The sequence below is a fragment of the Thalassospira indica genome, from assembly GCF_003403095.1.
Classification (GTDB): domain Bacteria; phylum Pseudomonadota; class Alphaproteobacteria; order Rhodospirillales; family Thalassospiraceae; genus Thalassospira; species Thalassospira indica.
Map to the genome: position 1 here is coordinate 2,679,608 of NZ_CP031555.1, position 17,905 is coordinate 2,697,512.

Consider the following 17,905-nt stretch of genomic DNA (forward strand, 5'->3'; position numbering starts at 1 on the left):
ACAAAACAAAGGGCAGGATCAAAATCCTGCCCTTTTGCATTTCAAGGATATATGCGCGCATCAGCAGCTTAGGATGCGGCCTTGTCGCCTTCTTCTGGCAACTGGTGCTTCATCAGCACCGGTACCTGTGCCATGCCGAACACCATGGTGATCGGCATAATGCCCCAGACTTTGAAGGCCACCCATGTATCGGTCGAGAAATTGCGCCAGACGATTTCATTGACCACGGCCAGAAACACAAAGAAGAACGCCCAACGCCAGGTCAGAATGCGCCAACCTTCATCGGTTGCCTTGAACGCACTTTCCAGAACCAGCTTCAGGAACAGTTTTCTTGCTGCCAGTCCGCCAAACAGGATGCTGGCAAACAGCAAGTTCACAATCGTCGGCTTGATCTTGATGAACAATTCATCATCGAGATACAGCGTCAGGCCACCAAACACGATGACAAACACCCCACCGATCAACGGCATCACCGGGATGGTTCGCGCCAGCGCGTATGACGTCGCGAGTGCTACGACGGTGGCGGCGACAAACACTGCCGTTGCTGTCATCAGGTTGGTCGTTGCATTCACCGCAAAAAACAGGACCAACGGCCCCATTTCGAGCGCCATTTTGGTAAGCTGGTTCATTAACTCGTATCATCCCATGGAATAAATTTGCGCCATCCTAGGGGGCATGCCCACCATATGCAATCACATCAGCCGTGATCCGAATCCCAATTGGGTTTGCAGCCATGAAACATAATCGTGATTGCCACGCCCCAACGGAAGTTCAAGAATACAGGGAACCTCATATGTGTGGTGATCTTCAACCCATTGCGCCAATTCAAGCGCCTTTGTTTTTGATGTTTTCAGAATAACCACCACCTCGGTTTCTTCCTCGACATCGCCATCCCATTCATAGATCGCCGTCATATGAGGCAAGACATTGGCACAGGCCGCAAGTTTTTCGCGAATAGCACCACCCGCAATCACACGCGCCATATCCATGTCCGGCACCGTAACATACAGAAATGACATCTCACTTGGTTGGAACTCTTCTGGCGTCATTGCGATTGCTCCATGGTTGATAATCCGTCACACTGATCAGGGTCAGGACCTAACATCCGATGTTTGTATCACCAATCATATCATAACGGTGCGAGGAGTACCGATGACGGGGAAAAAACATTCGAAACCGACCGATGTGCAGCTTGAATGGCTGCGCCGTGGCCTCAGCCAGCCCGGTGGCAAATTGCCGCTTTTTGACGGCAATGGCAAACAGATCAGCGAAAAAACGGTTCGAAGCTGTATTGATCATGGCTGGGCGGCGCCGTGGTTTGACAACCCTGTCAAGCCCGATTGGCTGATCTGCAAGCTGACTGATGAAGGGCGTCGCGTCGCCAGTGCAGGCAATTAACGCCCTTCCCCAGAAAGCTTGGCGTGCCAAACCCGTAAAATCCTGACCGATCTGATCCGATCCCGATGATTGCGGGTATCAGACTCATCTTGCTAATGGCAACAGATGGGTAAAGATCATGCCGATATTGCTGCGAAATATGTTCCGGGTGGTTGCCGTTCTGGGGGCATTACTGAGCCTTCCGCAGTCGGCTGCCGCCTCTGACGTAGCATGGCAGATCTGGCAGTCTGACGGTGTTCATGCCTTGATGCGCCATGCCATTGCGCCGGGCACTGGCGATCCGGCGAACTTCACCCTTGGCGACTGCACGACACAGCGCAATCTGGACAACACCGGCCGCCAACAAGCGCGTCAAACCGGCGATCGCATCCGTGAGATGGGGATTGAATTAACCTCAATCCTGACAAGCCAGTGGTGCCGGTGCGTTGATACCGCGCAGTTGCTTGATCTTGGTCCGGTGACCGAGGAGCCAGCACTAAATTCCTTTTTCCGCAATCGCAGCACAGAAGCGGCACAGACCGCCGAAATCAAAGCAAAGCTTGCCAGCCTTCCCGGTGATGAAAAGCTGTTGCTGGTGACCCATCAGGTGAACATCACCGCCCTGACCGACATTTTCCCGCGGTCCGGTGAACTCATTCTGTTTAGGATGTCTGATGATGGTACGGAACTGGACGTGCTTTCCCGGCTGATGCCGTAACATCCGAAGACGCGAAATTTCGCAATAATATCAAAGGGGAGATAATTGGTCGGAGCGAGAGGATTCGAACCTCCGACCCCCTGCACCCCATGCAGGTGCGCTACCAGGCTGCGCCACGCTCCGACCGTAGAGTTGCGCCGTTTGGCGCGGCTCGATAAATAGCGGCGCCACGCCAAAGACGCAAATGGTTTTTATGGATTTTTTTTAACGTCCTGCAGGCCTGTGCGCAGGATCGCCTGAAGTTCTTCGAGTTCGCCCAAAACAGCTTTCAGCGCTGTTTTGTCCTGACCGGAGACACTGGTCATTCCAGACACAGTAGCGCCCGGCGCCATATCCGATGCGCCCGTCTCTGTGTCCTGGCCGGTTACAGCGATTTCCGATGGCAACTTGCCCTTGTTCTGATCAAGGAGCTTTTGCACCCCCTTGATCGTAAAGCCCTGATCGTGCAGCAGCGTGCGAATATGGGCAAGGAAATCAATGTCTTCTGGACGATAATAGCGTCTGCCCCCTGCCCGTTTCATCGGCTGGATCTGGGGAAACTTGGATTCCCAGAACCGCAGGACGTGCTGCTGAAGACCAAGCTCCTTTGCAGCCTCGCTAATTGTGCGAAAAGCAGAGTCAGACTTTGCTGTCCGGCGGGAAGTTCCCGCCGCAGCCCCCAAGTTCGTTTTCATGACTTCTTTTTCTTAAGCGTTAATTCGGGCTTTCAGGACCTGTGAAGGCCGGAAGACAAGCACCTTACGCGGAAGGATCGGTACTTCTTCACCCGTTTTCGGGTTTCGTCCGATACGCTGACCTTTCTGACGAACAGAGAAACTTCCGAAAGAGGAAATTTTTACAACTTCGTCCTTGATCAGTGCCGATGAAATTTCATCGAGAACAGTTTCAAGCAGCTGGGCGGATTCATTCCGCGACAGACCAACTTCCTGATAAACGGCTTCCGCGAGATCCGCACGGGTAATCGTTGTTTCCGACATGACAGGCCGCCTCCTAATTACGGGACTTAATTTACAAGGCTATATCTGGTAGCGAAATCACTCAATATCAACAGGATACAATGCTTTTTGACGGAATGTTGTGAAAATTAAGAATTTCACGTGAATTTGTGCCATTCCGTACAAATGGTCCGGCTTTACCAACGCATTAACGATGCGCCCCAGGTAAAACCGCCGCCCATGGCTTCAAGCACGACGATATCACCGCGTTTGACACGTCCGTCATGGACCGCCTCGGCCAGTGCCAATGGGATTGACGCCGCAGACGTGTTGGCGTGACGATCAACCGTCACAACCACCTTATCCTTGGAAATACCAAATTTGCGCGCCGTACTATCGAGAATGCGCTGGTTGGCCTGATGCGGCACCAGCCAGTCGATATCACCCGGCTCAAGGCCGGTATCGGCCAGAACTTCGCGGATAACGCTGGCAAGGTTTGTCACAGCGTGGCGGAAGACTTCCTGACCTTCCATGCGCAAATGCCCGACGGTCTGGGTCGCAGACGGCCCACCATCGACATAAAGAAGCTCATACTTGCTGCCATCGGAATGCAGACGGTTGGCAAGAATACCCACGTCTTCAATCGTGCCCGTGCCTTCAACGGCCTGCACGACGACAGCCCCCGCACCATCGCCAAACAGCACGCAGGTCCGGCGATCTTCCCAATCAAGAATACGCGAAAAAGTCTCCGCCCCGATGACAAGTGCGGTTTTGGCCTGACCGTTGCGGATATACATATCTGCCGTCGTCAGCGCATAGATAAAGCCCGAACAAACCGCCTGAACATCAAAGGCGAACCCTTTGACCCCAAGGCGATTTTGCACCTTGGTGGCTGTGGCCGGGAATGTGTTGTCCGGGGTCGCGGTCGCAACAATGATCAGATCGATGTCATCAGATGTGACACCGGCATGTTCCATCGCGCTTTTGGCAGCGGCAAAGGCAAGATCACTGGTGGTTTCACCTTCGGCTGCGATGTGGCGCTGACGAATGCCCGTACGGGCAACAATCCATTCATCTGACGTGTCAACGCGCTTGGCCAGATCATCATTGGTTACAACGTTTGCAGGCAAATATGAACCGCAACCAATAATGCGAGAACGAGTTGTCATGATTTGGGGACCGCCGGTTTTCTGTTTTTCTGGTGGGTTAATCAGTTGGCTTGACCAACAGGAACGGCAACGTCTTCTTGCTCCGCATTTTCAAGGCCGCTCATAGCCTCTTCAAATAGTGCAAGCTCGTGCTTGATGCTGTCATTGAGGTTGTTCACGATCAGATCGTGGCAAACCCCGATGGCGTTGGAAAAACCAAGCGCGTCGGTGCCGCCATGGCTTTTGACCGCAATACCGTTAAGGCCTAGCAACATGGCCCCGTTATAACGGCGCGGATCCATGCGATCACGGAAACGCTGAAGCGAACGACGGGCAAGAAGATAACCGATCTTGGCAAAGAACGAACTTTTGAACGTCTCGCGCAGGAAATGCACCAGCAGACGCGCAGTACCTTCTGCGGTTTTCAGCGCGACGTTGCCGGTAAACCCGTCAGTCACGATCACATCGACCGTACCCTTGGCCAGGTCATCACCTTCGACAAAGCCCTCAAAACGGATCGGCAGATCAATGTCGCGCAAAATCGCCGCGGCTTTCTTGACCGACTCATTACCCTTGAGTTCTTCGATACCGACGTTAAGCAAACCGACAGACGGTTTTTCAAGACCAAACAGGATCCGTGTGAACACTTCCCCCATCAGGGCAAACTGCACAAGATTGTGTTCGTCACATTCGATGTTTGCGCCAAGGTCAAGCATCACCGTCTCGCCGCGCTGTGTCGGCATATAGGTGGCGATTGCCGGGCGATCGATGCCACGCACAGTTTTCAAGACGAACTTGGCCATCGCCATCAGTGCACCGGTATTCCCGGCAGACACGACACCCTGTGCGTCGCCCTCTTTGACGGCGTTGATGGCAAGACGCATGCTGGAATCACGGCGCTGGCGAAGCGCGACGGAAGGTTTGTCTTCCATCATGACTTCCTGCGAAGCGTGGCGGATGTCGCTGACAGCTTCCAGTGTTGGATATTTGGCCAAAAGCGGTTTGAGTTTCGCTTCATCACCAAACATCAGAAACTTGAGATGGGGCAAACGCTTGAGCGCAATTTCGGCACCAGCCAAAACCATCTCAGGCGCGTGGTCTCCTCCCATCGCGTCAAGTGATATGCAAACCTGTTCAGGCAACGTATTCTCTTATGGTTGTTCTAAAATCTCTGAACCGGGTATCCGGCAGGCAAGCCAATAGGCAAAGCTTGTCATCAATGGGCCGGAACGCCCGTAATTACCGGAATTCTCCACCAGATACAAGGTAAAGCACATTCCGGCTGCCCACACCATAACAGTGTGAACACGGTCATAGTGCAGTCAAAATGTGAAATGCCGGTAAATACCGGCATATTCAACAAGCCTAATCATCAGACGTTACCGCCCGGATGACCACTATTTTTTCTTTTCAAGCTGTTCTTTAAGGTCTGCAAGCTGCGCAAACGGGTTGGGTTTGTCGGCGTCGGCTTCTTCTTCGGTCTGGATCGAGTCCGGTAGTTCTGCATCATCCTTGCGCGGATACGGGTCCATCGCAACGGCTAGGAACTGTGCCACAACCTCGCCCAGATCAATCATGCCATCAACAAGCGGCTCGGGCTGTTCAAGCAGCGCCATCAATTCGGCTTCCGACAGATTTTCAAGATCGTCCGGGTTTGACGGCATGTCTTCTTCGGAAACATGCGGCGAGAAAAGAACTTCGACCGTGTCTTCAACAGTTTCCGGCACGGGCTCCAGTGTTGCGACACAGCGCTGAACGATTTCGGCACTCATCGGGCCACGTACGGTAACTTCGCCGTTTGACGCGGTTTTAACTTCCAGCTCGGCGCGCAAGCTATCAATTGAAACCAGCTCGAACCGTTTGGCCAGTTCGGCACGTTCCTTTTCGTTGGCTTCAATAACAAGTTTCTCTTTGCCACTGACCATTTCATCGGTTTTGACAATACGGGAAAACTCGGGGGTAAAATTATCAGGCATCAGGTCGTTCTTTCTCGTGCGAGTCAGATACAGCAACAGCCGGGACATCGGGAAAATGAACCGCGCCGTTCTGCATTTGCAAAATGGTTTGATTTTCAAGGCTGGTCAGCGCGTCGTGGATATAGCCGACCATCGCCATAAGTTGTTCATTGCTGACATTACAGTCAGCGTAAAGATTACGGTCCAGTGCGGCGGCAAGCTCGGCTGCGCCAGACTGAACGCCTTCTTCATAGGCAACAATGCGCCCATGGTAGGATTCAGACATCTTTCGGATCCGTTTCAGGATGCCGACATCGCCGATCCCCATTTCACGCATATTCTGATCAAGATCAGCAAACATTACATCAAAGATGCGCTGTGCAAGATCACGGTCGCCATCATCGGCCTTCAGACGGCGAAACAGGATGAACGCATGAACGAGAATAAGGTCAAAGCGCCCTTCCATCTTATCGGGAACGCCAAGCTTTGCGTAAAAGTCCGGTTGGCGCGCCTGGGTTACCATTGCCGTGTAAAGCTCGAACGCAGCAGTTTGCTTGCGGTCTTTTTTCTTAAGCCATCCAAACAACAGTAACACTCCTTCGTTGACATTCCTGTCGTGGCACGCAGAATGCCGTAAATCTCATTGGGGCATGTCTGCCCCATGCATTGCCCGGCAATATCATGCGCCTCGCGCAGAAACTCAAGGCAATTCCGGTTTCGCTTCAAGAAGAGGGTCGCTCAGGTGAGCTTCATGGATAACAAAACTACCCGCATTCCCCTGATCATGCTGGCAGGGCTGGCTATTGCCTTTGTCGCTGCTTGCAGCCCCAGAATTGCGACCCGCGGCCACGCGCCGGACCCAGAACAGCTTGAACAGATCTCTGTCGGAGAATCGACCAAGGGTGATGTCACCAATATTCTGGGATCGCCATCATCGGTTGCCGCCTTTGACGAAAATGTCTGGCTTTATATTTCCAGTGTGACCGAAACCGTTGCGTTCTTCGAACCCGAAACCGTCCAGCAGAAAGTCATTCTGATCAGCTTCGATGCGGCCAACCGCGTCGAAATCCTGAGTGAATATGACCTCGAAGACGGCAAGCCGGTTATCCCGACGGACCGCGTCACACCGACTGCCGGTCGTGAAATCACGATCCTGCAACAGCTCTTCGGCAACCTCGGCCGGTTCAGCGAGCAGAAATAAGCCGCCTGAGCCGATCAAGAGATCTGTCGTTATTTAAAATGGTCGAACCCGCCATCTGCGAGTTCGGCCATTTTTCCATCCGTCCCGATCAACGACACCACCCCAACTTCATCCGTCACCCCACCGATGACGGTGAAGGCATCACCCAAGGCAGCAACATCATCGGGTGAGCCCGCAATCAGAAGTTCGTAATCATCACCGCCCGCAAGAATGCGCGACCACTGGTCTTCATCACCATCCAACACAGCCCGTGCCGCCTTGGATAGCGGAACAGCATCGCGGTTGATCACAAGACCGACACCCGAAGCAGAACAAATCTTGCGACAATCCCCTGCAAGCCCGTCGGAAATATCCATGGCAGCCAGGCGTTGTTTCGATGCGATACAGGCCGCACTTTCCGTCATCCGCGGCTGCGGCAACCAATAACGGTCTTTCAGGAACTCGGCCAAATCCGGTGCAAGATCGGGAAATTCACCGTTCAGTAGCGCCAGCCCCAAGGCCGCATCACCCAACGTTCCGGTGACGGCCAAAACATCGCCCGGCTTTGCCAGATCACGTCGCAGGGCCCTGCCCATTGGAACATAGCCAAATGCCGTCAGGCTGAAGAATGTCGGACCCGGGGTTGCAACCGTATCTCCGCCCCAAAGTGAAACATCATAAGCCGCACAATCTTCGCCAAAACCCTTGGCAAATCGCGCAACCCAGTCATCAGAAAGATCGCGATTATAACCCGAACTCAAGACGACGCCGCCCGGTCGGGCGCCCATGGCCGCCAAGTCCGACAGGTTCACGCGCAGAACTTTCTTTGCGATCAGTTCCGGTTCATCAATGCTTCGGAAATGGACATCAGCCACCAGCGCATCGGTTGTGACAACAACCTCGTGCCCGGCTGGTGGTGAAAATACGGCCGCATCATCCTTCAAAGACAATGCGGCCGGATCACTTTGCGCAATGGGCGCAAAATGGCGCGCGATCAGTTCAAATTCGCCGGATCGCGCTGCCATATCAATTCTGTCCGGCTTCACCGGGACGCAAGGTTTTCCCGATGCGGTCCAGCACGGCATTGACCAGCTTCGGTTCGTTCTCGTCAAAGAACGAATGAGCTGCGTCGACATATTCCGTGATGACAACCCGCATCGGCACGTCTTCACGTGCAATCAGTTCATACGTGCCCGCACGCAGGATACTGCGCAAAACCGTTTCAAGACGCTGCGTGGTCCAGCCCTTTTCAAGCGCACCATTGATCAGCGCATCAAGATCGACCATGCGCGCGGCAACGCCCTGAACCAGATCGGCGAAAAAGCCGCGATCCGGATCGATCAGGTCTTCGTTTGGCACATCAAGATCGCGACCACCCGTACCATCAAGGCGGAAGTCGGAATATTCGCGCACGATATCAGCGGCAGGCAGCTGCGAAAGCTCTGCCTGATAAAGCGCCTGAATAGCGGCGAAACGCGCCGCGCTGCGCCGTTGTGCGGCTGATGCCTTTGATTTCTCGGTCATTACTTGTGATGTATTCCAAAGTGGTTTTGAACTTCAATCTGACGCAGAACAGCGTTGGCAGCCTCGCCGCCCTTGTTCTTTTCGTCAGCCTTGGCCCGTGCAAGTGCCTGCGCCTCGTTCTCGACAGTCAGGATGCCATTGCCGATTGCCAGGTTGTAGTCAAGGCAAAGCTGCATCAGCGCACGGTTGGCTTCTTCGCAAATGTGGTCGTAATGCGTGGTTTCGCCACGGATAACACACCCCAGCGCAAGATAACCGTCATAGCGCGGACCAGTGGCCAATTCTTCCATCGACTGCACAGCATAACGGATGGTAATCGGCACTTCAAACGCACCCGCGACCGAAATACGGTCCCATGTCGCGCCACCAGCTTGCAGCGTCGAAGCCGCCCCTTTGACAAGGTCTTCGACGATATGCGTGTAATACGGCGCATCCACAATCAGAATGTGGGGGGCGTTGCTCATGATTTTATTCCTCCGAGACGACAAGCGGACGCTGATCAACCAGATTTAGACCGAAGCCGTCAAGTCCTACAATGTGGCGTTTGGTATTTGAAAGCAGAATCATGTCGCGAATGCCAAGATCATGCAAGATTTGCGCACCGACACCATAGTCTCGCAAATCGCCATCACCGTTTTCATTCGCCAGTTCCTGACGCAGGGCATCGCCATCACCGCCATTCATCTCGATCAGTTTGGCAATCGATGCAGACAGCGTGTTCGGGCGCGGTTCACGGATCAGGACAACCACACCACGCCCCTCCTCGCCGATCTGGCGCATGGCGGCTGAAAGTTGGCCCTGATGCCCCGTTTGGGTATCGCCCAAGACATCTTCTATCACATTTAGGGCATGCACACGGGTCAGAACCGGCGCGTCATCAGAAATATCACCTTTGACCAGCGCAATATGTTCGGCATAGGTGACGTTGTTGACATAAAGATGCATGTCAAACTCGCCGCCATTCACACTTTTGATCTTGGTGGTGGCCTTACGCTGAACGACCTTTTCATGTTTGCGGCGATAGCGGATCAGATCGGCAATCTGTGCGATCTTGAGATTGTGCTTCTTGGCGAACTCGACCAGTTCTGGCAGCCGCGCCATTTCACCCGAATCACTCATGATTTCACAAATGACACCAGACGGGTTCAGGCCCGCAAGGCGTGCGATATCAACAGACGCCTCTGTATGGCCAGCTCGTACCAAAACCCCACCCGGACGGGCACGAAGCGGGAATACATGGCCCGGTGTCACGATATCGTGGCGACCGGCATTGGGATCAATTGCGACGGCCACAGTCCGCGCGCGGTCAGGTGCGGAAATACCGGTGGTAACGCCAGTCTTGGCTTCGATCGATACAGTAAAGGCTGTTTCGTGGCGCGTGCCGTTATGCGCGCTCATCATGGTCAGGCCAAGCTCGTCGCAGCGCACAGATTCAAGCGTCAGGCAAATCAAACCGCGGCCATGCGTTGCCATGAAATTGATGGCATCGGGTGTTGCCATCTGGGCCGGAATAACCAGATCGCCCTCGTTTTCGCGGTCCTCGTCATCAACAAGAATGAACATCCGGCCATTGCGGGCCTCTTCGATGACGTCTTCGATTGGCGAAAGATAATTATGCGGCATTGTTGATCAATCCTTGCCCAGCATGCGCGCGACGTAGCGTGCCAGCATATCAATTTCAAAGTTGATCCGGTCGCCCGGTTGCTTTGAACCCAATGTGGTTTCGTTTTGGGTATGCGGTATCAGATTGATACCAAACGTGTTTCCGTCAACCTCATTGACAGTCAATGACACACCTTCAAGTGTTACCGATCCTTTGGATGCGATATATTTCGCGAAGGCCTCGGGCACCTCGAATGTCAGGCGCAAAGAGTCGCCCTCTGGCACGCGTTTGGTCAGCGTTGCAACGCCATCGACATGGCCAGATACGATGTGACCACCCAACTCATCGCCGACACGCGTTGCCTGCTCGAGATTGACCTTGGATCCGACAACAAGATCACCCAGCGTTGTCCGCGACAGGCTTTCTGCCGATGCCTCGATGGCAAACCAGTCATCACCGGTTTCGATCACGGTCATGCAGGCACCATTACACGCGATTGATGCCCCCAGAACGATCTTTGAGGTATCAAACGATGTGGTGAACTCAAACCGGGTGTCGCCGGTTTTCTTGATTGCACGAACGGTTGCGATATCGGTGACGATGCCAGTGAACATTCATTTATTCCGTTATTTTATCGTAGGTTACCGCAATATCTGCACCTACTTCACGAACTGAAGTACGTTTGAAATGCGGTGCGTCTGCAAGCTGTTTCAAACCAAGATCTGCAATCATTGCCTTGCCGTCACCACCGATCACCGATGGCGCGACGAAATGAATGATACGATCGATAACACGCGCCCTGATCAACCCGGCGGCAAGATTTCCGCCACTTTCAACAAGGACACGCGTCAAACCTTCATCTGCCAGCTTACGCAGGACATCATGTAGGTCCAAATGATCGCCTGCGCATGCGGCACAAATCACTTTTACCGCAGTTTTTTCAAATTTTTCCGATAGTTCGGCGAAATTCTTGTCGGCTGTCACCAGCCATGTCGGCACGTCGTCGGCCGTCTGGACAAGCTTGGCGGTAACCGGTACGTCACCTGCGCGATCCAAAATGATACGCACCGGTGAATGATGGCTCCGCCCGGCAAGGCGACAGGTCAAACTTGGATCATCGGCGATAACCGTCTTGGCACCGACCAGAATGGCGTCATGGTTAGCACGCAGCATGTGACCGGATTCGCGTGCGCCAGCACCCGTAATCCACTGGCTTTCGCCATCTGCTGTCGCAGATCGCGCATCAAGGGTGGACGCCAGTTTAAGGGTGACAAACGGACGGGAACGCTCGGCCTTGGACAGGAAACCTTCATTCACACGGCGGGCATCAATGGCATACAGCCCGACATCAACCTGAATACCCGCATCACGCAGCATTTCATGCCCTCTGCCCGATACACGCGGATCCGGATCGGTCAGCGCGCTGACAACGCGCGACACGCCTGCTTTAATCAGGCCGGTTGCACAGGGCGGTGTTTTGCCAACATGGCTGCACGGTTCAAGGGTGACATAGGCGGTTGCACCGCGGGCCAAGGGACCGGCCAGATCAAGGGCAACACGTTCGGCATGCGGGCGGCCACCGGGTTGTGTGTGACCACGGCCAACAATGGTGCCATCAGAAGAAACAAGGACACAGCCAACCGACGGGTTCGGCCAGACATTTCCCAAACCGCGTTTTGACAGGCTCAATGCGACCCGCATGAAATGCCGGTCGTCTTCGCTAAACGCGGGGCTGTCATTACTCTGCGTCCGCCTCTTCTTCCCCATCATGCATTTTTTCGACGAATTGTTCGAAATCGCGGGCTTCACGGAAATTCTTGTACACCGAAGCGTAGCGTACATAGGCCACCTGATCGAGGGCATTAAGCGCCTCCATCACCATTTCGCCAATGGTGTCGGTGGAAATATCGCTTTCGCCACTGCTTTCAAGACGGCGTTGAATGCCATTAAGGGCCTTTTCAACACGTTCGTCTTCGATCGGGCGTTTGCGACACGCAAGAAAGATCGACCGCGCCAGTTTGTCGCGGTCGAACAATTCGCGTTGCCCGTCTGTTTTCACAACCATCAACTCACGCAACTGGACACGTTCAAATGTCGTGAAGCGTGAACCACAGGCAGGACAGAACCGGCGACGGCGAATGGCATGATGCTCTTCGGTCGGACGGGAGTCCTTAACCTGGGTATCGGTATGTCCGCAAAACGGGCAACGCATATTTTTATCTAAGCCTCAAATCGATCAGGAATAGATCGGGAAACGCTTGCAGAGGTCTTCAACCTTCGCACGGACGGCGGCCTCGACTTCGGCATTGCCTTCCGGGTTGTCGACCATGGCATCCAGAACGTCACCAATCAGTTCACCGATCTGCTGGAATTCGGCAACACCGAAACCACGCGTGGTACCAGCCGGCGTACCAAGACGTACACCAGACGTAATGGTCGGCTTTTCGGTGTCAAACGGAATACCGTTTTTGTTGCACGTAATGCCTGCACGTTCCAGTGCGACTTCCGCCGTGTTGCCTTTCAGGCCCTTCGGACGCAGATCCACCAGCATCAGGTGCGTATCGGTACCGCCGGTCACGATGTCAAAGCCACGTTTGACAAGGACTTCGGCCAGTGCCTTGGCGTTATCAACAACCTGCTGGGCATATGCCTTGAATTCCGGACGAAGTGCTTCGCCAAAGGCAACAGCCTTGGCCGCAATCACATGCATCAGAGGACCACCCTGCAGACCCGGGAAGACGGCGGAATTGATCTTTTTGCCGATCTCGAGATTGTTTGACAGGATCATGCCGCCACGCGGACCACGAAGGGTTTTGTGCGTGGTGGTGGTCACGACATCTGCATAAGGAAGCGGGCTCGGATGAACGCCGCCGGCAACCAGGCCAGCAAAGTGCGCCATATCAACCATCAGAAGCGCGCCAACCTTGTCCGCGATTTCACGGAAACGTTTGAAATCGATCTGACGCGGAATGGCCGAACCACCGGCAATGATCAGGGCCGGTTTGTGTTCAACCGCAAGGGCCTCAACCTGATCGTAATCAAGGGTCAGGTCGTCTTCACGAACGCCATACTGAACCGCATTGAACCACTTGCCCGACAGTGCCGGACGCGCACCGTGCGTCAGGTGGCCACCAGCATCAAGCGACATACCCAGAATGGTATCGCCCGGCTTGCAAAGGGCCAGCATCACCGCACCGTTTGCCTGCGCACCGGAATGGGGCTGAACGTTGACAAACTCGCAGCCGAAGATTTCCTTGGCGCGATCAATTGCCAGCTGTTCGGCAACGTCAACATATTCACAACCACCATAATAACGGCGCGAAGGATAACCTTCGGCGTATTTGTTGGTCAGGACAGTGCCCTGTGCCTCGATAACCGCTTTGGAAACGATGTTTTCCGAAGCAATCATCTCGATCTGGTTCTGCTGACGATCAAGCTCGTCGGTGACAGATTTGTACAGTGCCGGATCAGCTTCGGCCAAGCTGGTGGTGAAAAAGCCTTTGAACGACATGCGGGGGCCTCTTTCGATGCGATGTGACGGGTAACGCGATCCCTTAAGGAACCGCCTGCCCGTTCCGGTTGATGCCAGATGGCGAGAAAATCAGACGGAGCAGGACATTTTTGCGACGCGACCTTCGTGACGACCGCCTTCAAATTCGGTCGACAAGAAGGTATCAACGCAATCAAGTGCCGTGGCTTCACCAATCAGGCGGGCACCAAGGCAAAGAACATTTGCGTTGTTATGTTGACGGCAAAGTTCCGTGGAAAGACGGTCATGAACCAGTGCTGCGCGGATTTGCGGATAGCGGTTGGCTGCCATGCTCATACCGATGCCAGATCCACAGACCAGAATACCCGCCTCGGCCTTGCCATCGATAAGGGCCTTGGCCACTGCCTGCGCATAATCCGGGTAATCAACCGAAGCCGAACCATCTGTGCCCAGATCAAGCACTTCAATCCCGCGCTTTTTCAAGGTTTCAGCAATGGTTGATTTCAGTTCCACACCACCGTGGTCGGAGGCAATCGCAAGGGTTTTGACGGTCATAGGCGTGCCTTTATTCAAAAGCAAAAGTTAAAATTTGAGCGCCTTGTAGCATATAGCGTCGGGGCTGCCAACGCGCAGCTCATGCAAAACAGCAAGTTTTCCAAACAGAACTGACGCAATAAAACCGTTATGGTTCAAACGCTCCGTATATTGAACCATATGTCAGCTTTAACGCCGTCAACAAGGTCCATGCAGGTATCAGAATGCCGCCATGGCCGTAAAGTACGATCCAGCCATATAAACAGTATTATTGCGCAATCTGTTTGGTTGTATTTCCTGTACGATCTGAAATTTAAGAGGGTTTAATCATCACCGCCAAAGCATAAACTTTAATATAACATCCCTATAAACCAAAACAGGGTCTATTAAACAAATAACCTTGTGTTTTTCTGTGGTTTGACTATACCGATTGAATAGTGCATTAAGTTTAATGTGATTTATCAAATGAAGGATTACTTCAATTATGGCTGAAACCGAGAACAGCGTGCTTGATCGCGACGAACTTTTACAGATGACCGTCGACATTGTATCTGCCTATGTCAGCAACAATGCGCTTGCCGCGGCACAGATTCCGGAACTGATTTCGACTGTCTTTGCTTCTCTTGATGATATACACGGTGTTGAAAAAGAACCGGAACAGGAACCGTTGAAACCGGCTGTTCCGATCAAAAAATCTATTGGCGATGATTATATTGTCTGCCTTGAAGACGGCAAAAAGCTGAAAATGCTGAAACGTCATCTGCGCACTACCTATAACCTCACCCCGGAAGAATACCGTGCGAAATGGGGCCTGCCGGCAGATTACCCGATGGTCGCTCCGAATTACGCCAAGCAGCGTTCGCAGTTTGCCAAGAAAATCGGTTTGGGTCGCAAGGCGAAATAACGCCTTACCCAGTCAAATACCGAAAGAAAAAACGCCGCCCTCATTCAGGGCGGCGTTTTTCGTATCCGACTGCAAAAGTCGGGTCAGGCCAGCTTTAGGCCGGACTGACCGTTTGCAGTTGATCACGGATTCTGGATAGCACCGTCGGTGTACTGACCGTCTTTCCAGGTGTAGATCCAGTAACCCGGAGCATCGACGTCGCCTTTGGCGTCAAACGAGATTTCGCCAAGAACGGTGTCGAATTTCTCGGAATGCAGGGCATCTACAACCGGCTCGAAGTCGGTCGAACCAGCTTTGTTGGCAGCCTGTGCCCAAGCCTGGATCGCACCATAGGTGAACAGGGTGTAACCTTCCGGCTTGTAACCGATTTCGTCGAAGTATTTGACGAGGTCAGCGTTGCGCGGATCGGTTTCAATTGCCGGCGATGCGGTGAAGATGGTGCCTTCGCCGGAATCACCGGTAATTGCCCAATATTCAAGGGTGTTGATCGCGTCACCAGACATGACCATGGTGTCCATGCCCTGTGCGCGCATCTGACGAACGATCAGACCGAGTTCGGTGTGGTAACCACCATAATACAGAACTTCGATGCCTTCGGATTTCAGCTTGGTCACCAGAGCCGAGTAGTCTTTCTCAGCCGGGGTGATTGCTTCGTAAAGGGCTTCGGTTACGCCGTTCGCATTGAGGTTTTTCTTGGTTTCGTCAGCCAGACCTTTGGAATAAGCCTGTTTGTCGTGAACGATGGCGATTTTCTTGTCGCCATAGTTTGCAGCCAGGTATTTACCAGCAACTTCACCCTGCTGATCGTCACGACCGCAAACACGGAACACGTTGTCCATGTCACGTTCGGTCAGCTGCGGGTTGGTCGAAGCCGGGGAAATCTGGATGATGCCCTCTTCGAAGTAAACTTCCGAGGCCGGGATCGAGGAACCAGAGCAGAAGTGACCAGCAACAAGTGCAACGTCTTTGCTAACCAACTGGTTGGCAACAGCAACAGCCTGTTTCGGATCGCAAGCATCATCGCCGATTTCGAGGACGAGCATTTCGCCGTTCACACCACCAGCTGCGTTGATGTCAGCAACTGCTTTCTCTGCACCCTGGGTCATCTGTTCGCCAAATGCAGCGTACGGACCGGTCATCGGACCAACGGTCGCGACAACGATGTCAGCTTTTGCTACACCCATTGAAAGAACAAGCGCGGAAGCAGTGGCAAGAAGGCCGAGCTTGGTTTTCGACATAAGAGAAGTCTCCCTGTTCCAAAGGTTGATTCCATCACCATGACAGAATCATCTTTTTGGATCTGAAACCGGCCCGTGTTTATCGCCGATTACCGGTTTCAGTTCCCTCGCACCATAGCGCTCCGTATTCGGGGCGCATAAGTACAAACCAGATGATTGCCTGTTATCGGGCAACCATGCGGGGACGCGTAACGTCCCCGCAAATATCAGCGAACATCAGCACCTTCACGGGCGCGATACGCAAACGGACCAACCCGTTCATACAGCCACGGATATTGCGACAGCATCTTGTTCACCTGCGTCAGGCGGAACGCCGCGAAGGTGATGGCAAACAGGATTACCGTATCAAAAATGTAGCCGGAAAGTGAAAGAAGCTCACCTTCAAACAGGGCAAAAACCATGAAGCGGTCAACGCAGCCAAGCAACAGTGCATAAGGCACAAGCTGCCAGGCAGGACGCCAGGTGTTTGCGATGGCCTGACCGGTCATGAAACCGCAGAACCCCATCAGGATGATGGTCATTCCGATTGTGACACCAATGCTGGTACCCGTAATCGCTTCCATCTCAGAACTCCCTAGTGGCCACCCTCGAGGTAGGCTGCGCGGACTTCCGGGTTTGCCAGAAGTTCCGCACCCGTCCCCGAGAGCGTGATATTGCCATTGACCATCACATATCCACGATGAGCCAGTTTAAGCGCATGGAATGCGTTCTGCTCAACGAGGAAGACCGTCATCTTTTTCTCGCGGTTAATCTTCTCCACCGTTTCGAAAATCTGCTTCACGATCAGTGGCGCCAGACCAAGTGACGGCTCATCAAGCAGAAGAAGACGCGGACGGCCCATCAGGGCACGGCCGATTGCCAACATCTGCTGTTCACCACCAGACATCGTTCCGGCACGCTGGTTGATGCGTTCCTTCAGACGCGGGAACAGATCAAACACCATTTCGATATCCGAATTGAAATATTTCGGATCCTGGGTGATTGCGCCCATCTGAAGGTTTTCATAAACCGACATACGCGGGAAAATACGACGCCCTTCCGGCGACTGCTGAATACCAAGCTGGCAGATCTCATGCATTGGCATGCGACTGATATCCTGGCCTTCAAACAGAATGCGTCCCTTGCTGGCCTGCGGCGAACCGCAGCAGGTCATAAGCAACGTGGTTTTGCCGGCACCATTGGCACCGATCAGGGTGACAATTTCACCTTCATTGACTTCCATATCAATGCCCTTGAGGGCTTCGATATTGCCATAGAAGGTATGAACACCTTCGATTTTAAGCATGGACATATCGATCG

Annotated in this window: 24 protein-coding genes and 1 tRNA gene; 4 read left to right on the plus strand and 21 right to left on the minus strand. The window is 53.4% G+C overall.

Annotation, left to right across the window (positions count from 1 at the left end; genetic code table 11):
* Window positions 1-68 precede the first annotated feature (68 nt).
* Together DY252_RS12660 and cutA are read right to left on the minus strand one after the other, a co-directional pair.
* A complete protein-coding gene (locus tag DY252_RS12660) occupies window positions 69-629 on the minus strand; it encodes a septation protein A (RefSeq protein WP_008891092.1) in 561 nt (186 codons plus the stop codon).
* A gap of 63 nt (window positions 630-692) precedes the next feature.
* Entirely contained in the window at window positions 693-1,049 is a 357-nt protein-coding gene (cutA, locus tag DY252_RS12665; RefSeq protein WP_064789170.1) for a divalent-cation tolerance protein CutA, read from the minus strand.
* 103 nt (window positions 1,050-1,152) lie between these two features.
* On the opposite strand from cutA, the gene DY252_RS12670 reads away from it, so the two are divergent.
* Together DY252_RS12670 and DY252_RS12675 are read left to right on the plus strand one after the other, a co-directional pair.
* Window positions 1,153-1,398 carry a hypothetical protein gene (locus DY252_RS12670; protein WP_064781426.1) on the plus strand — a complete coding sequence of 82 codons (246 nt, stop codon included), beginning with the start codon at window positions 1,153-1,155 and terminating at the stop codon, window positions 1,396-1,398.
* 118 nt (window positions 1,399-1,516) lie between these two features.
* Window positions 1,517-2,095 (plus strand): histidine phosphatase family protein, encoded by a 579-nt coding sequence (locus DY252_RS12675; RefSeq protein ID WP_064789169.1) that lies wholly within the window; start codon window positions 1,517-1,519, stop codon window positions 2,093-2,095.
* A gap of 46 nt (window positions 2,096-2,141) precedes the next feature.
* Here the strand turns inward: DY252_RS12675 and DY252_RS12680 are convergent.
* The 7 genes from DY252_RS12680 to DY252_RS12710 all read right to left on the minus strand — a co-directional run bounded on the left by DY252_RS12680 (window position 2,142) and on the right by DY252_RS12710 (window position 6,719).
* Window positions 2,142-2,218, minus strand: a tRNA-Pro gene (locus DY252_RS12680).
* 68 nt (window positions 2,219-2,286) lie between these two features.
* A complete protein-coding gene (locus DY252_RS12685) occupies window positions 2,287-2,769 on the minus strand; it encodes a MerR family transcriptional regulator (protein ID WP_064789168.1) in 483 nt (160 codons plus the stop codon).
* Window positions 2,770-2,781: 12 nt separating this feature from the next.
* Window positions 2,782-3,072 carry an integration host factor subunit alpha gene (locus DY252_RS12690; RefSeq protein WP_008891097.1) on the minus strand — a complete coding sequence of 97 codons (291 nt, stop codon included), beginning with the start codon at window positions 3,070-3,072 and terminating at the stop codon, window positions 2,782-2,784.
* A gap of 155 nt (window positions 3,073-3,227) precedes the next feature.
* Entirely contained in the window at window positions 3,228-4,199 is a 972-nt protein-coding gene (locus tag DY252_RS12695) for a beta-ketoacyl-ACP synthase III (RefSeq protein WP_063089468.1), read from the minus strand.
* Window positions 4,200-4,240: 41 nt separating this feature from the next.
* Window positions 4,241-5,320: a phosphate acyltransferase PlsX gene (gene plsX / locus DY252_RS12700; RefSeq protein ID WP_063089467.1), complete on the minus strand. Its 1,080-nt coding sequence runs from the start codon at window positions 5,318-5,320 to the stop codon at window positions 4,241-4,243.
* Between the two features lie 255 nt (window positions 5,321-5,575).
* Window positions 5,576-6,154, minus strand: coding sequence for a YceD family protein (locus DY252_RS12705; protein WP_064789167.1), 579 nt, complete (start codon window positions 6,152-6,154; stop codon window positions 5,576-5,578).
* A complete protein-coding gene (locus DY252_RS12710) occupies window positions 6,147-6,719 on the minus strand; it encodes a ubiquinol-cytochrome C chaperone family protein (protein WP_064789166.1) in 573 nt (190 codons plus the stop codon). Before DY252_RS12710 ends, DY252_RS12705 begins: the two co-directional genes overlap by 8 nt.
* Before the next feature lie 165 nt (window positions 6,720-6,884).
* Here DY252_RS12710 and DY252_RS12715 point away from each other — a divergent pair, with 165 nt between their 5' ends.
* Window positions 6,885-7,334, plus strand: coding sequence for an outer membrane protein assembly factor BamE (locus DY252_RS12715; protein WP_008891102.1), 450 nt, complete (start codon window positions 6,885-6,887; stop codon window positions 7,332-7,334).
* Window positions 7,335-7,363: 29 nt separating this feature from the next.
* On the opposite strand, the gene thiL is transcribed toward DY252_RS12715, so the two are convergent.
* From thiL to rpiB, 9 genes are all read right to left on the minus strand, one after another.
* Window positions 7,364-8,338, minus strand: a complete 975-nt coding sequence (gene thiL, locus DY252_RS12720) for a thiamine-phosphate kinase (RefSeq protein ID WP_064789165.1) — start codon at window positions 8,336-8,338, stop codon at window positions 7,364-7,366.
* A gap of 1 nt (window position 8,339) precedes the next feature.
* A complete protein-coding gene (gene nusB / locus DY252_RS12725) occupies window positions 8,340-8,837 on the minus strand; it encodes a transcription antitermination factor NusB (protein WP_063089462.1) in 498 nt (165 codons plus the stop codon).
* A complete protein-coding gene (gene ribH, locus DY252_RS12730) occupies window positions 8,837-9,301 on the minus strand; it encodes a 6,7-dimethyl-8-ribityllumazine synthase (RefSeq protein ID WP_064789164.1) in 465 nt (154 codons plus the stop codon). The genes nusB and ribH overlap by 1 nt, the downstream gene beginning before the upstream one ends.
* A 4-nt stretch (window positions 9,302-9,305) precedes the next feature.
* On the minus strand, window positions 9,306-10,460 hold the full coding sequence (ribB, locus tag DY252_RS12735) for a 3,4-dihydroxy-2-butanone-4-phosphate synthase (RefSeq protein ID WP_064789163.1): 1,155 nt from the start codon (window positions 10,458-10,460) through the stop codon (window positions 9,306-9,308).
* 6 nt (window positions 10,461-10,466) lie between these two features.
* The gene (locus DY252_RS12740; RefSeq protein ID WP_064789162.1) at window positions 10,467-11,054 is read right to left on the minus strand and encodes a riboflavin synthase; all 588 of its coding nucleotides are present in this window, start codon (window positions 11,052-11,054) and stop codon (window positions 10,467-10,469) included.
* Window positions 11,055-11,058: 4 nt separating this feature from the next.
* Window positions 11,059-12,210: a bifunctional diaminohydroxyphosphoribosylaminopyrimidine deaminase/5-amino-6-(5-phosphoribosylamino)uracil reductase RibD gene (ribD, locus tag DY252_RS12745; protein WP_245960848.1), complete on the minus strand. Its 1,152-nt coding sequence runs from the start codon at window positions 12,208-12,210 to the stop codon at window positions 11,059-11,061.
* Window positions 12,179-12,652 (minus strand): transcriptional regulator NrdR, encoded by a 474-nt coding sequence (nrdR, locus tag DY252_RS12750; protein WP_008891109.1) that lies wholly within the window; start codon window positions 12,650-12,652, stop codon window positions 12,179-12,181. The genes ribD and nrdR overlap by 32 nt, the downstream gene beginning before the upstream one ends.
* 24 nt (window positions 12,653-12,676) lie before the next feature.
* Entirely contained in the window at window positions 12,677-13,951 is a 1,275-nt protein-coding gene (gene glyA, locus DY252_RS12755; RefSeq protein WP_064789160.1) for a serine hydroxymethyltransferase, read from the minus strand.
* A gap of 90 nt (window positions 13,952-14,041) precedes the next feature.
* Window positions 14,042-14,485, minus strand: coding sequence for a ribose 5-phosphate isomerase B (rpiB, locus tag DY252_RS12760; protein ID WP_008891111.1), 444 nt, complete (start codon window positions 14,483-14,485; stop codon window positions 14,042-14,044).
* Window positions 14,486-14,948: 463 nt separating this feature from the next.
* Here rpiB and DY252_RS12765 point away from each other — a divergent pair, with 463 nt between their 5' ends.
* Window positions 14,949-15,368 (plus strand): Ros/MucR family transcriptional regulator, encoded by a 420-nt coding sequence (locus tag DY252_RS12765; RefSeq protein WP_008891112.1) that lies wholly within the window; start codon window positions 14,949-14,951, stop codon window positions 15,366-15,368.
* A 122-nt stretch (window positions 15,369-15,490) separates the two neighbouring features.
* Here DY252_RS12765 and DY252_RS12770 read toward each other — a convergent pair whose 3' ends face one another.
* The 3 genes from DY252_RS12770 to DY252_RS12780 all read right to left on the minus strand — a co-directional run bounded on the left by DY252_RS12770 (window position 15,491) and on the right by DY252_RS12780 (window position 17,891).
* Entirely contained in the window at window positions 15,491-16,606 is a 1,116-nt protein-coding gene (locus DY252_RS12770) for a branched-chain amino acid ABC transporter substrate-binding protein (protein WP_008891113.1), read from the minus strand.
* 206 nt (window positions 16,607-16,812) lie between these two features.
* Window positions 16,813-17,169 carry a DUF6867 family protein gene (locus DY252_RS12775; protein WP_008891114.1) on the minus strand — a complete coding sequence of 119 codons (357 nt, stop codon included), beginning with the start codon at window positions 17,167-17,169 and terminating at the stop codon, window positions 16,813-16,815.
* Window positions 17,170-17,180: 11 nt separating this feature from the next.
* Complete coding sequence (locus tag DY252_RS12780) at window positions 17,181-17,891, minus strand: ABC transporter ATP-binding protein (protein WP_008891115.1); 711 nt, start codon at window positions 17,889-17,891, stop codon at window positions 17,181-17,183.
* Window positions 17,892-17,905: the final 14 nt, after the last annotated feature.

What these genes read in the sequence shown, in the direction of transcription:
- DY252_RS12660 (WP_008891092.1), bottom strand. Translation starts at nt 629, where the DNA reads ATGAACCAGCTTACCAAAATGGCGCTCGAAATGGGGCCGTTGGTCCTG.
- cutA (WP_064789170.1), bottom strand. Translation starts at nt 1,049, where the DNA reads ATGACGCCAGAAGAGTTCCAACCAAGTGAGATGTCATTTCTGTATGTT.
- DY252_RS12670 (WP_064781426.1), top strand. Translation starts at nt 1,153, where the DNA reads ATGACGGGGAAAAAACATTCGAAACCGACCGATGTGCAGCTTGAATGG.
- DY252_RS12675 (WP_064789169.1), top strand. Translation starts at nt 1,517, where the DNA reads ATGCCGATATTGCTGCGAAATATGTTCCGGGTGGTTGCCGTTCTGGGG.
- DY252_RS12685 (WP_064789168.1), bottom strand. Translation starts at nt 2,769, where the DNA reads ATGAAAACGAACTTGGGGGCTGCGGCGGGAACTTCCCGCCGGACAGCA.
- DY252_RS12690 (WP_008891097.1), bottom strand. Translation starts at nt 3,072, where the DNA reads ATGTCGGAAACAACGATTACCCGTGCGGATCTCGCGGAAGCCGTTTAT.
- DY252_RS12695 (WP_063089468.1), bottom strand. Translation starts at nt 4,199, where the DNA reads ATGACAACTCGTTCTCGCATTATTGGTTGCGGTTCATATTTGCCTGCA.
- DY252_RS12705 (WP_064789167.1), bottom strand. Translation starts at nt 6,154, where the DNA reads ATGCCTGATAATTTTACCCCCGAGTTTTCCCGTATTGTCAAAACCGAT.
- DY252_RS12715 (WP_008891102.1), top strand. Translation starts at nt 6,885, where the DNA reads ATGGATAACAAAACTACCCGCATTCCCCTGATCATGCTGGCAGGGCTG.
- thiL (WP_064789165.1), bottom strand. Translation starts at nt 8,338, where the DNA reads ATGGCAGCGCGATCCGGCGAATTTGAACTGATCGCGCGCCATTTTGCG.
- nusB (WP_063089462.1), bottom strand. Translation starts at nt 8,837, where the DNA reads ATGACCGAGAAATCAAAGGCATCAGCCGCACAACGGCGCAGCGCGGCG.
- ribH (WP_064789164.1), bottom strand. Translation starts at nt 9,301, where the DNA reads ATGAGCAACGCCCCCCACATTCTGATTGTGGATGCGCCGTATTACACG.
- ribB (WP_064789163.1), bottom strand. Translation starts at nt 10,460, where the DNA reads ATGCCGCATAATTATCTTTCGCCAATCGAAGACGTCATCGAAGAGGCC.
- DY252_RS12740 (WP_064789162.1), bottom strand. Translation starts at nt 11,054, where the DNA reads ATGTTCACTGGCATCGTCACCGATATCGCAACCGTTCGTGCAATCAAG.
- ribD (WP_245960848.1), bottom strand. Translation starts at nt 12,210, where the DNA reads ATGATGGGGAAGAAGAGGCGGACGCAGAGTAATGACAGCCCCGCGTTT.
- nrdR (WP_008891109.1), bottom strand. Translation starts at nt 12,652, where the DNA reads ATGCGTTGCCCGTTTTGCGGACATACCGATACCCAGGTTAAGGACTCC.
- glyA (WP_064789160.1), bottom strand. Translation starts at nt 13,951, where the DNA reads ATGTCGTTCAAAGGCTTTTTCACCACCAGCTTGGCCGAAGCTGATCCG.
- rpiB (WP_008891111.1), bottom strand. Translation starts at nt 14,485, where the DNA reads ATGACCGTCAAAACCCTTGCGATTGCCTCCGACCACGGTGGTGTGGAA.
- DY252_RS12765 (WP_008891112.1), top strand. Translation starts at nt 14,949, where the DNA reads ATGGCTGAAACCGAGAACAGCGTGCTTGATCGCGACGAACTTTTACAG.
- DY252_RS12770 (WP_008891113.1), bottom strand. Translation starts at nt 16,606, where the DNA reads ATGTCGAAAACCAAGCTCGGCCTTCTTGCCACTGCTTCCGCGCTTGTT.
- DY252_RS12775 (WP_008891114.1), bottom strand. Translation starts at nt 17,169, where the DNA reads ATGGAAGCGATTACGGGTACCAGCATTGGTGTCACAATCGGAATGACC.
- DY252_RS12780 (WP_008891115.1), bottom strand. Translation starts at nt 17,891, where the DNA reads ATGCTTAAAATCGAAGGTGTTCATACCTTCTATGGCAATATCGAAGCC.